The sequence below is a fragment of the Rhizobium sp. BR 362 genome (assembly GCF_036528765.1).
GTDB lineage: Bacteria > Pseudomonadota > Alphaproteobacteria > Rhizobiales > Rhizobiaceae > Rhizobium.
Genome location: NZ_JARWGH010000008.1, coordinates 12,716 through 26,138 on the forward strand (window position 1 = coordinate 12,716; position 13,423 = coordinate 26,138).

The 13,423-nt window shown below is 60.3% G+C and carries 11 protein-coding genes; 7 read left to right on the forward strand and 4 right to left on the reverse strand.

From position 1 onward, the window contains the following. From QDY28_RS13820 to QDY28_RS13840, 5 genes are all read left to right on the forward strand, one after another. On the forward strand, positions 1-1,254 hold the full coding sequence (locus QDY28_RS13820; protein WP_331382256.1) for an aromatic ring-hydroxylating oxygenase subunit alpha: 1,254 nt from the start codon (positions 1-3) through the stop codon (positions 1,252-1,254). Further along, complete coding sequence (locus QDY28_RS13825) at positions 1,244-2,329, forward strand: FAD-binding oxidoreductase (RefSeq protein WP_331382257.1); 1,086 nt, start codon at positions 1,244-1,246, stop codon at positions 2,327-2,329. Before QDY28_RS13820 ends, QDY28_RS13825 begins: the two co-directional genes overlap by 11 nt. Before the next feature lie 155 nt (positions 2,330-2,484). Then, on the forward strand, positions 2,485-3,372 hold the full coding sequence (locus QDY28_RS13830; protein WP_331382258.1) for a dihydrodipicolinate synthase family protein: 888 nt from the start codon (positions 2,485-2,487) through the stop codon (positions 3,370-3,372). A 1-nt stretch (position 3,373) separates the two neighbouring features. Next, positions 3,374-4,720 carry an NAD(P)/FAD-dependent oxidoreductase gene (locus QDY28_RS13835; protein WP_331382259.1) on the forward strand — a complete coding sequence of 449 codons (1,347 nt, stop codon included), beginning with the start codon at positions 3,374-3,376 and terminating at the stop codon, positions 4,718-4,720. 126 nt (positions 4,721-4,846) lie between these two features. Next, positions 4,847-6,298, forward strand: coding sequence for a CYTH and CHAD domain-containing protein (locus QDY28_RS13840; protein ID WP_331382260.1), 1,452 nt, complete (start codon positions 4,847-4,849; stop codon positions 6,296-6,298). A gap of 50 nt (positions 6,299-6,348) precedes the next feature. On the opposite strand, the gene QDY28_RS13845 is transcribed toward QDY28_RS13840, so the two are convergent. Both QDY28_RS13845 and QDY28_RS13850 read right to left on the reverse strand, forming a co-directional pair. Continuing rightward, the gene (locus QDY28_RS13845) at positions 6,349-7,419 is read right to left on the reverse strand and encodes an S-adenosylmethionine:tRNA ribosyltransferase-isomerase (protein WP_331382261.1); all 1,071 of its coding nucleotides are present in this window, start codon (positions 7,417-7,419) and stop codon (positions 6,349-6,351) included. After that, positions 7,416-8,138 carry an SDR family NAD(P)-dependent oxidoreductase gene (locus QDY28_RS13850; RefSeq protein WP_331382262.1) on the reverse strand — a complete coding sequence of 241 codons (723 nt, stop codon included), beginning with the start codon at positions 8,136-8,138 and terminating at the stop codon, positions 7,416-7,418. The genes QDY28_RS13845 and QDY28_RS13850 overlap by 4 nt, the downstream gene beginning before the upstream one ends. Positions 8,139-8,224: 86 nt before the next feature. Between QDY28_RS13850 and soxR the strand changes: the two genes are divergently transcribed. Then, positions 8,225-8,659 carry a redox-sensitive transcriptional activator SoxR gene (soxR, locus tag QDY28_RS13855; RefSeq protein ID WP_331382263.1) on the forward strand — a complete coding sequence of 145 codons (435 nt, stop codon included), beginning with the start codon at positions 8,225-8,227 and terminating at the stop codon, positions 8,657-8,659. Between the two features lie 226 nt (positions 8,660-8,885). Here the strand turns inward: soxR and QDY28_RS13860 are convergent, their stop codons facing one another. Both QDY28_RS13860 and QDY28_RS13865 read right to left on the reverse strand, forming a co-directional pair. After that, positions 8,886-9,125, reverse strand: a complete 240-nt coding sequence (locus QDY28_RS13860) for a hypothetical protein (protein ID WP_331382264.1) — start codon at positions 9,123-9,125, stop codon at positions 8,886-8,888. Between the two features lie 7 nt (positions 9,126-9,132). After that, positions 9,133-9,702, reverse strand: a complete 570-nt coding sequence (locus QDY28_RS13865; protein ID WP_331382265.1) for a sensor histidine kinase — start codon at positions 9,700-9,702, stop codon at positions 9,133-9,135. A 48-nt stretch (positions 9,703-9,750) separates the two neighbouring features. Here QDY28_RS13865 and QDY28_RS13870 point away from each other — a divergent pair, with 48 nt between their 5' ends. Next, a complete protein-coding gene (locus QDY28_RS13870) occupies positions 9,751-13,422 on the forward strand; it encodes a PAS domain-containing protein (RefSeq protein ID WP_331382266.1) in 3,672 nt (1,223 codons plus the stop codon). Position 13,423 lies beyond the last annotated feature (1 nt).

The window sequence follows — 13,423 nt, forward strand, 5'->3', positions numbered from 1 at the left end:
ATGCTGCAGACATTCGCTTCGCCGATCTCCTCGCTGCTCGACAGCCGAGCCGACGGTCATTCGCTTCCCGCTGGACTCTACATCAGAGACGATGTCTTCGAGGCCGACCTCGATGTCTTTTTCAGGAAGCATTGGATCTGCATCGGTCTCGACTGCGACGTGCCGGAGCCGGGCGATGCCACGGTGGTCGACATCGGAAACAGCAGCCTGATCATTTTGCGTGACGACGACAACCAGATCCGCGCCGTTCACAACGTCTGCCGTCATCGCGGCTCCCGCATTCTGAACGCAGGATCGACGGTTATTTCGAAGCTGGTCTGTCCCTATCATCAATGGACCTACGAGCTTGACGGCGAACTGACATATGCGCCTCACATGGGCTCAGACTTCGACAAGAGCTGCAAGAGCCTGCGCCCGGTGAACTTCAAGTCGATCGGCGGACTGATCTATGCCTGCCTTTCCGACAATCCTCCCGAGGACATCGACAGGCTCGAGCAGGTGATGACCGAGCGCCTAGCTCCCTATGATATCCGCAATGCCAAGGTGGCGCACCAGACGGATGTCATCGAGGACGGGAACTGGAAGCTCACGATTGAAAACAATCGCGAGTGCTATCACTGTTCCGCCAATCATCCGGAGCTGTGCGTCTCCTTTGTCGATCTCGATTTCGGCTTCGACCCAGAGGCATTGAGCCCTGAAGATCTGGAAGAGGCCCGAGAGCACGAAGCGCTTTATGCCGAACGCACCAGACGCTGGGAGGCAGACGGTTTTCCGTCCGCTGCCATCGAACAGCTCGTGGGCTGCGCCACGAACTTCAGGACCCAGCGTCTCATCATTGCCGGCGCCGGCGAATCCCAAACGCCCGATGCGACGGCTGCGTCATCGAAACTTCTCGGCAGCATCACGCGAAAGGACCTCGGCGACACCCATCTTTGGGGTCACAATAGCTGGAATCACTTCATGGGCGACCATGCCGTCGTGTCTATCGTCATTCCGCTTTCGGCAGGGAAGACGCTGGTTCGCACCAAGTGGCTGGTCCACAAGGATGCCGTGGAGGGCGTGGACTACGATCTGCAGAAGCTGACCGACGTCTGGATCGCAACGACCGATCAGGATGCAGAACTCGTTGCCAGGGCGCATGCGGGCGCGCTTGATCCGGCCTACCTTCCCGGTCCCTATTCGCGCTTCTCAGAGACCACCCTCGACAAATTCGCAACGTGGTACATCGACCGGATGCGCGCCCATGGATACTAAAGCGATGCAGACTTTATTGGCTCCGCAGAGAGCGGAGTTCTGGGATATCGAGCGCGACGACACCCTCGTCTGCATAGACGTTCATCAGGATACGCACGACGTGAAGAGTTTCACGTTTGCCTCTCCTGAGGGCAAGCATTTCGCCTTTCAGGCAGGCCAATACTTCCTTTTCGACTTTGCCATTGGCGCGGACACCGAAAGCCGTTGTTACAGCATCTCGTCCTCGCCGCATCGGACAAACGCTTTCACCGTGACAGTGAAGCGGGTTGCAAACGGTCGGGTTGCGAACTGGCTTCACGACAAGATGGCTGTCGGAACGACCGTCAAGGCGCAGGGGCCGCTCGGCCACTTCGTTCGGCCGAACGCGGCCAGTAAGTTCCTGCTGCTCTCCGGCGGCTCGGGCATTACGCCGGTCATGTCCATTCTCCGGGATTTCGGCGACACATGCCGCCCTGCCGACATCGTTTTCATGCATGCAGCCCGCTCTCCGCGAGATCTCATCTTTCGCGAGGAGCTTTCGAACCTAGCCGGAAGGATGAAGACCGTCAGGCTGCATTTCCTTCCCGAAGTCCTCACCGGAGAGCCGTCCTGGTCCGGACTGACAGGCCGGATCTCCGCCGAATTCATGAAGCTTGCGGTTCCTGATATCGCCGAGCGGACAGTGATGTGCTGCGGCCCCGCGCCCTTCATGGCCGCAGCCCGGACAATCGCTGCAAGTCTCGGAGTGCCCCCGTCGAGCTATATCGAGGAGAGCTTCGACGCCGCTGTAATCGACGAGACGGAGGTCGCTGCCCCCGAAATACCGGTTGGAAAGACATACCAGGTCGAGTTTTCGAAGCAGGGTCGCAAGATCGAGGTGGCCGACGAGCAAACGGTCCTGAGCTGCGCCAAGAAGGCCGGCGTCAGGATTCCTTCGTCCTGCGCCAACGGCGTCTGCGGAACCTGCAAGTCGAAGCTGGTGTCCGGCTCGGTCGACATGAAGCATAATGGCGGTATCCGCCAGCGCGAGATCGACGCGGGACTGTTCCTTCCCTGCTGCTCCAAGCCGCTGAGCGATCTCGTTATCGAGCGGTAGATTAGACGCTCGGGTCACGCTAGCTTTGCAGCGCATGCGAAAGTCAGCGTTCGAAGTCGAGCCGACGTTCTGCTCGACCTCCGAGTCGATAGACCCAGCTCAAACCATATGGCTCGCCCTTTTCGGCAGCCTAACATCGGGGGGACACAGCAAAAATGTCTAACTTCCAGTTTCCAGGCCTAAACCTTGCCATCGCCACGCCGTTCGACGATGCCGGGCGTATCGACTACGGGAGGCTCGAACACAATGTCGAGCGCTACCTCGCAGCAGGTGTCAGAAGTTTTCTCTTCAGCTCCGGCACCGGAATGCACGTCTATCTTTCCAAGGAGGAATCCGAGGAACTCATCAAGCGCGGCGCACGTATCGTCAACGGCCGGGCAAAGGTGATCGCTCAGACATCCGCGCTCCTGGTGGAGGACGTGGTCGAGCGCACGCTCCGCGCCCGTGATGCCGGCGCCGAAGGTGTCATGGTTCTTCCGCCTTTCTTCGAAGGTCCTAGCGATGATCAGGGAATTCTTGATTTCTACAGCGAGGTTGCGAAGGCGGGTCTGCCGGTTATCGGCTACAACGTACCGCAGGCCGTTGGCGTCGCGATCACGCCTGAACTTCTGGAAAAGCTGAACGAAATTCCCGGATTCTGCGCCGTGAAAGACAGCAGCGGAGATCTGGCGAAGCAGGCGGCGCTCATTCGCACCGGCCGGTTCGTGATGAACGGCGCCGACCCTCTCGTTCCCTACGCGCTCTATGCGGGATGCGACGGTTTGATCTGGGGCGGCGCGAACTTTGCTCCGCGAACCTCGGTCGCGCTCGTCGAGGCGGCGTCGGAGCGTAAGTGGGACGAGGTCCGCGAGCTCTGGAAGATTCTGGAGCCGGTTATGGGGCTGATCTGGGAAGGTGACTACGTACAGTCCGTCTACGCCGCGGCCGAGCTGACCGGTTACGCCGCGGGCGTGCCGAGAAAGCCTCTCCGCGGGCTCGCTCCCGAAAAGCTTCCACTTCTCCGTAAATCTCTCGAGGCGCTCATGGAGCGGGAAGCGATCTGACGTGACTCAAACCGCGAGCAATATCTTCGTGGCGTCCAGGCTTCCGAAACGCGCAGGCGTCTCGGGATGGGTCGCAACGCTCCCGCCACGCATGCCACGACCTGCCTTGAACGGACCCGTTACTGCCGACATCGCGATTATCGGAGGAGGTTTTGCAGGGCTTTCCGCCGCGCGCCGCATTTCGCAACTGGACCCTACCGCCCGTGTAGCGGTCCTTGAGGCTGGCGTCGTCGGCGAAGGACCGGCGGGCGCGAACTCGGGGTTCATCATCGATCTACCCCACGAGGTTTCCTCCGACGATTTCAGCGGCGACTCGGAAGCCAAGTTCAGGCAGTCCGTCGTGATACAGCGCTCGGCGATTGCCCTGGCCACGGAGATGGCGGAGGAGAACGGTTGGGGCAAGGACGTGTTCGATCACTGCGGACGCTATAGCGTGGCGATGAGCGCGGACGGCGACAAGCACCTGGAGGCCTATTCCGGGCAGCTATCGAAAATGGGCGAAGTCCATCGGCTTCTCAAGACCAGCGAGATGGAGGCTGTCACGGGATCGAAAGCCTTCACCTCCGGTCTCTTTACGCCCGGCACGGTCATCGTCCAACCCGCCGCATATATACGTGGCGTCGCCGACTGCCTGAAAGAACCTGTTTCGCTGTTCGAGCGCACACCCGTCCTCTCCTTCGAAGGCGACGGTAAAGCCTGGCTGGTGAAGACGCCGCAGGGCTCGGTGCAGGCGGCCAAGATCGTCATGGCCAACAATGGACATGCGGAAAGCTTCGGCTTCTTCCGGGGACGGCTGCTGCATGTCTTCACCTACGCGTCCCTCACCGAGGAATTCGATCCGTCACGATTGGGCGGCGAGCGGAAGTGGGCAGCCACGCCCGCTTTGCCCATGGGTACCACGGTGCGACGGATCCCCACTGCTGGCGGTGATCGAATCCTCGTGCGGTCGCGCTACAGCTATAACCCGGGCATCGAAGTCAGTGACGCCGCAATTCGCAGGGCCGGCCGGCTGCACGATGGAAAGTTCTCCCATCGTTTCCCGGCGTTAAGGGATGTCGGAATGCAGTATCGGTGGGCCGGCGCGATGGCGATCACGCGCAATCACGTCCCGGCCTTCGGGGAAATCGAACGCAATGTCTTCGCAGCATGCGGCTGCAACGGCCTTGGAGCCTCGAATTCCACGGCATCTGGTATCGCCGCCGCAGAGCTTGCTCTGGGGCACGAGTCCGAACTTGGCCGCGTCTACCGCCAACTGGCCGCTCCGACATCCCTGCCGCCACAGCCTTTGACCACGATCGGAGCAAAGCTTCACCTGGCCTACCGAGAATGGAACGCCGGGGCCGAATAGGAAGGGAATTTCATCGAAGCCCTCAGCGCACATCAATGGCGCATAAAGGAGTGACTTCGCTGAACCAATCGACGCTTGAGGCGTTATAGGTTCTTATGGGCTCTCAATCCGCGCCGGAGGTCTTCGATGCCGTCCGAAATCGAACTGAAGCTTGAACTTTCGACCAAAGCCGCAAGGCGGCTGCTGGGGTTCAACCCCCTCACCAATCCCGACAAGGTGCTGAAACAGACTTCAACCTATTTCGACACCGGCGACCACAAGCTTCGTCAGAAGGGATTCACCCTTCGCGTCCGCCGGACCGGTGATGTCCATGTTCAGACGGTGAAAGCGGTGGGCCAAAACCAGTCGATTTTTACCAGATCGGAATGGGAGATGCCTATCGATGGGGACGAGCCGATCGTCGACGATTCCAGTCCGCTGAAAGCCGAGTTCGGTGAGGAACTTGCCGTGTCGCCCGCCTTCGACGTGGAAATCGAAAGGCGCGTTCGGACCGTGGAGGAAAATGGTTCTCGAATTGAGGTGGTCATCGACCAGGGATCGGTTGTTTCCGGTGACAGGAACAGTGCCGTACGAGAAGCCGAGCTTGAGTTGAAGGACGGCAACGAGAAAGACCTATTCGTATTTGCGCGCAAGATCGAAGCGGTCGCTCCCATTCGTTTTGGCGTTCGTTCCAAGGCGGAAAAGGGTTTCGCGCTGATCGACCAGCAGAAGTCGTTGTTCAAGGCGGAGCCTGTCCACCTTGATCAGAATATGCATGCATCCGATGCGTTTCAAACAATTGCCGCCTCGTGCTTCCGGCACTTTCGTCTCAATGAGGACGTTCTGCTGCGACAGCGAAACGCTGAAGCACTGCACCAGGCCCGCGTAGGGCTGCGTCGCCTGCGCTCCGACTTTTCGCTGTTCAAGCAGATGCTTCCGGGCGACGAGCCGCAACGGCTGAAAGACGAGTTCCGCTGGCTGGCGGGAGTTCTTGGAGAGGGCCGCAATCTGGATGTGCTGCTGGCAAAGGCGACGGATCCCGACCTGCGAGGTCGGCTTAAGGACGCCCGAGAGGCGACTTACGACGATGTGGTCGAGGGATTGAACTCCAGTCGTGCCCGCGCGCTCATGCTGGACTTCAACGAATGGCTTCGGTGCGGCGAATACCTTTCGCTTCTGCAGACTGAGGACGTTCGAGGCCTGCAGGCGTCGGAATTTGCCGAAATTGCGCTCAACCGGATGCGCAAGAAGCTGAAGAAACACGGGCAGGCGCTCGCCAAGGTCGACGATTACCAACGCCATGAGGCGCGCAAGGACGCGAAGAAGCTGCGCTATGCGGCCGAGTTCTTCGGATCGCTGTTCGACAACAAGCGTGGCGTCCGTCGACATCGGCGTTTTATCGGCGCGATGGAGAAGCTTCAGGACCATCTTGGGGCACTGAACGATCTTGCAACCGGGCCTAACGTTCTGAGCAAGCATGGTCTAACTGACCATCCAGCCTCCGATAGCGTTCTCTCCCATACGGACAAGGATACTTTGATAGACGATGCGCAGGTTTCGCTTGACCACGTACTGGACGCGAAGCGTTTCTGGCGATGAACCTCGTCACATGACAGGGCATGCTTTTGAGCTTGGGCAGGCTGCGAGCATCACGGTGCTTCCTCGGGCTTTCTTTCGCCGGCCCCGGCGGCGGCAGTGGTTGGCAAATTATACAATACCGAATCTCCGAATTCATGCGTGCGATAGCCGCCCGCGGCAAGCGCTGCGGAGGCTTTGGCGAGGAGGGAGTCATCGGCGAAAGCGCGCAGGAGTTCGAAATGGCTTTCGCCGGGCTGATGGACGCCCGTAAGAATCGTATCGACAACACGGAGCGGCGTGTCCTGCGCGATGCGGCCTGTTGCAATGCCATTGCCAACACGAACGCTGCCGTCGGCATTGGCGGCTGCCTCAAGCGCGCGCACGACGCTCGTGCCGATCGCGATGATGCGGGCGCCGCGGTGTTTCGCGCGCACAACCTGCGCCGCCGTGCGCTCGGGAATGAGATAGGGCTCATCGAAGGGAAGGCGCGAGTCAAGCGCGGGATCGCCCGTAGAAGAAACGCCCGCGGCATGCGTCAGCGTTGCGAACCCGATGTCGCGCTGGCGCCAGCCCTGCAGGGTTTTCCAGTCCAAGGCGAAGCCCGCTGACGGCGCTTCGAACGCGAGCGGCCGGGCGGCAATTTTCGTCCAAACATCCCACAGCGCCAACGGCTCGGGAACGTGCGCATATTGGATCGGCCGGCCGTGCTGCGCCAGCCCCGCAAACATTGCTGCGCGGTTACCGAGGAAGTGCAGTTCAACAAGCCGAGGATGGTCGAAGAGGCGCTCGACAACTGCTTCAAGCGGACCGAGCCGGAGGGCGTCGCCTATTGCCAGCGCAGGCGGTGGCAGCCGGTCTTCCGTGCGTGTCCGATAGTCGCCCGGGCCGAAGGCAATCGCCACCAAGCGTGTGTGATCGGAAAGTGATAGCCAGCCCGCCAGGCGGATCTCGATCGCCTCGCCGCTCGCAACATGCGTGCCTCGCAGGCTGGCAGGCAAGGTCGCGGCGTCATTGGCGACAACCAGATCGCCGGGATTAAACAGCGCCGCGAGCCCGCTGCGCGGCAGGTGGCGCATCGTGCCATCAGCCTCGACGACCAACAGCTTGGCGGAGTACCGGTCTGAACGGTCGGCGGCAATCATGCTTGTCTCCCAGCCATGAGCTCAGCACGGATCGGCAACGAGTTGACCATCTTTTCAATGATCTCCGCAGCGGCGAGCTCGGGGGCTTTCAGAGTCGATGGATCGGCGTCGGGAACCGCCAGTGCGTGAAGCGGGGTGTCCATATCGCCGGGGTCGAGCGCGAGCAGCCTTATGCCGTCGGGCTTCGCCTCCTCGTCCCAAATCGCCGTCAGATGGGCAAGCGCGGCCTTGCTCGCGCCATAAGCGCCCCAGCCGGAATAGGCGTTGACCGCCGCGTCGCTGGAGATGTTGATTATCAGCGAACCGACGCCCTCGCGCGCGGACGCGGCAAGCGCGCCGAACAACGCTTTGGTCAGCCGGAATGCGCCGACGAGGTTGACCGCAAGCGCCGCTTCCAGCTCTTCGCATTCAGTATCGGCCAGAAGCGCCAGAGGGGTGGGACCGAGGCTGGATGCGTTGTTGATCAGGACATCGACCCCGCCGAGATTGGCAGTGACCTGCATCGCGATGGGATAGATGTCGTCCTTCTTGCCGACATCGGCGACGATGCCATGTGCGCCCGTCTCGGATGCGACGCGTTCGACATTCGCGGCCGTGCGAGCGACGAAGGCGACACGCGCGCCTTTCGCGGCAAGCTGCCGCACAAGCGCCAGTCCGAGCCCGGAAGTTCCGCCCGTGACCGCCACGCGAAGTCCTTGAAGATCAATATTCGTCTGCATTGCCGGTGCTCCTTCAATGGGTACGAACGATTGCTACAAGTTCAAGTTAACTTGAAGTCAAGCGGGAATCGTGCTTTTGTTTGTGCATGGATTCGATGCTGACCATCACAGACGTATCGCGACGCAGCGGCATTGCCTCGTCAGCCCTGCGTTTCTATGAGGAGCGCGGGCTGATCGCATCCGAGCGCGCCGGCTCGGGGCATAGGCGCTATCACCGGTCCGTCTTGCGCCGGATCGCCTTCATCGCCTTTGCACAGCGGATCGGTCTCACGCTGGAGGAGATCGGCGCCGAGCTAGCCAGGCTGCCCGCCGATCGCGTGCCGTCGCGTCGGGATTGGTCGCAATTGTCTGGCGCATGGGCAGAGCGCATCGATGAGCGCATAGCCGAATTGCAGCGCCTGCGCTCCGGACTAACCGAGTGCATCGGTTGCGGCTGCCTGTCGATCGACCGCTGCAACTTGGCGAACCCCGCTGATGTGGCGGGGCGCAAAGGGCCAGGGCCGCGGTATTGGCTTGGATGAACAGGCGGTAGATCCCGGGGTGTTCTATCTGCTCTTATGGCAGCGTCTTCGAAATCCTGCATAGCCGCATGCGGCTGCCGGTCTATATCCCAAGAGCCTGGATCGCATCGAGCAGGCGTTTCGTCTCGGTCGGCTTTCCAACATTTACTGCGCTGGCGAGGATTGCAGTCTGGGCAAGTTCAGAGCTTTCGCAGGCGCTGGCGAGGACGAACGGTACGCCCAGCGATTACAATAGAACTGCGACAGGCGTCACCTTTCCATCGCCAAGATTGACATCAAGGACTGCTGCATCTGGGCGCTTGTTTTGCAGGAGATCAACGGCGCCCTGGACCGAACTGACGGGTCCGAGCACGCCAAAGCCTCCCCTGATCAACGCTGCCTTTAGGTCCATCGCTATGAAGAACTCGTCTTCGACGATAAGGATGAGGCGCCTGCGTTCATCATCTCCTGTCGCAGGTCCGCTCATCAGATCCTCACATCGGGAGTTTGATCGTTGTAGCCAAACCACCGACGTCATAGACAAGTTCCGCCTCTCCGCCCAAATGAGCAGCGGTGCCCTCGATCAATTCCGTGCCATAGCCGTTGCGTGCTGGTACCGTCACGGGCGGCCCGTTCTTCTCCCGCCACTCGCAATTCAGGTAAGTCCGGCCTTTTGTTCCGGTTTCAAGCGACCACTTCACGTGGATTTCACCTTCGGGAACCGACAGAGCACCGTATTTTGCGGCGTTCGTGGTCAGCATTGCCGAGGTCAAAGAAACTGCGTCCCAGGATGTCGTCCACATGTTGACGTTCTCGTCACGGCTGAACGTCAGATTGCCTGGGAGATCCATCCAGCCTGAAACTGGCGATAGGCACCAAGGCAAAGATGGAAGCTTTGCATGGTTTAGCGCGCTCGCTACGCGCATTCCGCCAGATATCTCGCCATACGAACCGCAAAGCCGGCACGTGTCCATCAATACATGGATTTCCATAAGTTGCAGCGCTGTGGTCGCGAGATTAGGGTGCGACATGGGCTCGTCAGTCCCGATATCGAGATTAGCCACTCGAAACGCTGGCGATCCCAGGCTTTCTTTGCCCCGCAGGAGCAGCCTATGATGCGTGTCTGGTCGTCCCGCCCTCAGGTCCTGCATCTAGGGCTTTTCATCGTGGCTTATGTTCTGGGCTGCGCCTTCGCTCAATTGCTCGCAATCGTGCCCGGAACAGGTATTTCCATTTGGCCTCCGAGCGGGCTTTTCATCGCCACGCTTGTTCTCGCCCCCAGGCAAAGCTGGCCGTGGTGGGTGCTCGCGGGGTGCCTGGCTGAACTATTCAGCAATCTGTGGTTCCAGAGTCCATTGCCCGCAGCCCTCCTGATCTATGCCGGCAATGCTCTTGAAGCGGTTGTCGGCGCATGGCTTGTGAACCGCATTTGCGGGCGTCCTGTGCGGCTGGAAACCTTGCAGGAAGTTCTCGCATTCGTCGTATTTGCTGCCGTCATTGCGCCGGTCGTAAGTGCCACGATAGGAAGTGCGACGCTTGCCTGGTTTGCCATGCAATCGCAATCTTTCACGACAGCTTGGCCTTTATGGTGGATCGGAGATGCCACGGGCGTCTTGATCGTTGCGCCGCTCGCATTGGTCGTGTTCCAGAACTGGCGCGGTGAAGCCCCGCTCTCGCCGGCGCGCTGGCTGGAAGCTTGCCTCGTGGGGCTGATCTTTCTCGGCGTCGCCGCCCTTTCCCTGAGCGGCTTTCTGCCTTTCGGCTATATTATCATGCCACCTCTGCTTTGGGCCGCGGTGCGCTTCGAGTTCAAAGGCGCCGCCGTCACCTTGACGCTACTCGCCCTCATCACGGCGATATTCACGATATCCGGTGCCAGTCAATTTGCCGGCGATCCCGAGTCCCAGAAGCACAGGCAAATCATGCTGCAGCTTTTTCTGGCGATCTCGGCATTTTCAGCGCTCATCGTGGCCGCCATATCCCGGCAGCACCAGCTAGCTTTGCTCACATTGCGTCAAAGCGTGGAGGCATTGCGTGAGCGGGAAAACGAGCTTTCGCAGCTCGTGAACATGGTGCCCGTGCAAATCAGACGCCTCACGCCAGAAGGCGAGCCGACCTTCTTCAACAAGCGCCTGCTTGATTTCTTCGGTTTGAAGGAGGTGGCGCAATTGGACAAGCCTGGCATGAGCCGGCTTGCGGCAGCCATAACGACTCTCGTCCATCCGGAAGATTCACCCCGCCTGCTGGAAACGGTTCGCCACTCCCTTGCCGCCGGCGAGCCCGACTCCATGAAATATCGCATGCGTCGCGCCGATGGCGCTTACCGGTGGGTCGACGGCCGCTGGGAGCCGCTGCGGGATCAGAGTGGAGCCATTGTGCAATGGTTCGCAATCTCCATCGACATCGACGATGAAGTGCGTGCGCAGAACGCGTTACGCGAAAGCGAGCGGCAGTTGCGGCAACTGATCGACGCCGTCCCCGCGCTCATCTGGAGCGCGACGCCCGAAGGAACGCTGTCATATATCAACAAGCGGCTGATGGATACGGTCGGCGTCACCTTGGAAGATTTGACAGCGCCCGACGGATCGCGATCCCTGGCCGATGTCCACCCGGATGACAGGCAGGCGGTGGGACAGGCACTGGCGCGCTCGTTTGAGACAGGTGCCCCCTTCGCAATGAAGTATCGTCAGTATCGGTCTGACGGAAACTATCGCTGGACCGAGGGGCGCGCGGAGCCGTTGCGCGATCCGGAGGGCCGGATCGTGGAGTGGTATGGCGTCTGCCTCGACATCGATGACCTGGAGACCGCACAGGAGGCCTTGCGGCAAAGCGAGCGCCGCTACCGAGACCTGTTCCATTACATGCCGATCGGGCTGGCCCAGGTGGATGCCGGCAAACTGATACCCCTGTTCAAGGAACTGCGGGCGCAAGGCGTGATGGAACTTAAAACCTATATAGACGAGCACCCGGAATTCCTGCCGCGTGCCGTGGAAGCCCTGGAAGTTGAAGAAGTCAACCGACACATCATCGAGATGTTCCGCGCCAAGAATACTGAGGAGATGTATGCGCCGATTACCCGCTACTGGCAGCCGGGCATTGCCACAATACGCCGCTCCATCGAGGCCCGTTACCGCGGTGAGGAGATCTTTCAGGAAGAAACCAAAGTAGCCCGAATGGACGGCAGCGTCATCGACGTCCTTTTCACGACAGCCCGCCCCGGCGCCGTGGCCGACAAGAGCCTGGTCGGCTTCATTGACATCACAGAGCGCAAGAAGGCCGAGGAAGCATTGCGCAACCGGGAGCGGGAATTCTCGCAGCTCGTCGACATGGTCCCGAGCCTGCTTTGGCGGTTAAGTCCAACGGGCGAGCCGGTTTTCTTCAGCAAACGCATGATCGAATTTTTCGGTTTGGATACCGATGGGGGGCCGGCAATGAGTAGCCTCGCCGCCGTCATAGCATCTCTCGTCCATCCCGACGATGTCGGGCGATTGACGGCAACGCTCGACCGCTCGCTCGCCACGGGCGAGACCTTTTCTCTGACCTATCGCCTGCGTCGTGCGGATGGGGTCTATCGCTGGATGTCGGGCCGCGCGGAGCCGCTGCGCGATGAAAGCGGCAGAATCGTCCAGTGGTACGGTCTCTCGCATGACATCGATGATCAACTGCGCATCGAGGAAGAATTGCGCACCCGGGAGCGCTCGCTCTGGCAGCTCGTTGAAACGCTGCCCGCAATGATCGATTGCGCCGCTCCCGACGGGGAGCCGGTCTATCGCAATCCGCAACTCCGTGACTTCCTCGGTTACAAACTCGAAGATCTGGACGGAACCGGAAAATCCCGGCTGGCCGGCACACTCGATGCCGGAGTCCATCCCGATGACCTCCAGGGCGTCAAGGAGAGCTATGCCCATTGCCTAGCCACCGGCGAGCCTTATGCGCGCAGGCATCGCCTGAGGCGGTTCGATGGCGAATATCGCTGGATCGAGACACGCGCCGCCCCGATGCGCAATCCCGAAGGCGCGATCGTGCAGTGGAACGTCATCTGCATGGATATCGATGGTGAAGTTCGCGCTCAGGAAGAGCTGCAACGTGCGCGGGAAGGCCTCGCGCGAGCGAGCCAGGCGGCTAGCCTTGCCGAGCTTTCGGCTTCCATCGCGCATGAGGTGAATCAGCCCTTAGCGGCCGTTGTTGCAAACTCGCATGCATGCCAGCGCTGGCTCATGGCCGAACCGCCAAATATCGAGCGGGCGGAAAAAACGGTGGAGCGCATCATCCGCGATGCCAACTCAGCGGCTGACGTCGTCAGCCGCATTCGCGCCCTGTTCAAGCAATCCATCGACACGAGGATTCATACCGCCGTTTCGAACATCATCAACGAAGCACGCAACCTCATGGCCGATGAAGCGTTGCGGCATCGCGTCCGGATGGACGTGCAGATCGATGGCGGCCTGCCGTTCATCGCGGTTGATCGCATCCAAATTCAGCAGGTTCTGATCAATCTCATTCGCAACGGCATAGATGCGATGGATTCCAGTGCAGACGATAGGGTGATCGGGATCCACGTGCGCCATATGGGCGATGTCGTGCAGACCGAGATCAGCGACCGCGGTCACGGGATAGCATTCCCCGAGAGAATATTCGAACCGTTCTTTTCGACGAAAGAAAATGGCATGGGCATGGGGCTGGCGATCTGCCGCTCGATCGTCGAGCTGCACGGCGGACGATTGTGGGCGGAAAAGAATGAACCGCGTGGAGCGACGTTCATTTTCACCTTGCCGATTGAATGAA

Coding starts and splice junctions, on each gene's coding strand:
- QDY28_RS13825 (WP_331382257.1), top strand. CDS start 1,244: ATGGATACTAAAGCGATGCAGACTTTATTGGCTCCGCAGAGAGCGGAG.
- QDY28_RS13845 (WP_331382261.1), bottom strand. CDS start 7,419: ATGATTGCCGCCGACCGTTCAGACCGGTACTCCGCCAAGCTGTTGGTC.
- soxR (WP_331382263.1), top strand. CDS start 8,225: ATGGATTCGATGCTGACCATCACAGACGTATCGCGACGCAGCGGCATT.
- QDY28_RS13820 (WP_331382256.1), top strand. CDS start 1: ATGCTGCAGACATTCGCTTCGCCGATCTCCTCGCTGCTCGACAGCCGA.
- QDY28_RS13840 (WP_331382260.1), top strand. CDS start 4,847: ATGCCGTCCGAAATCGAACTGAAGCTTGAACTTTCGACCAAAGCCGCA.
- QDY28_RS13870 (WP_331382266.1), top strand. CDS start 9,751: ATGATGCGTGTCTGGTCGTCCCGCCCTCAGGTCCTGCATCTAGGGCTT.
- QDY28_RS13830 (WP_331382258.1), top strand. CDS start 2,485: ATGTCTAACTTCCAGTTTCCAGGCCTAAACCTTGCCATCGCCACGCCG.
- QDY28_RS13860 (WP_331382264.1), bottom strand. CDS start 9,125: ATGAGCGGACCTGCGACAGGAGATGATGAACGCAGGCGCCTCATCCTT.
- QDY28_RS13850 (WP_331382262.1), bottom strand. CDS start 8,138: ATGCAGACGAATATTGATCTTCAAGGACTTCGCGTGGCGGTCACGGGC.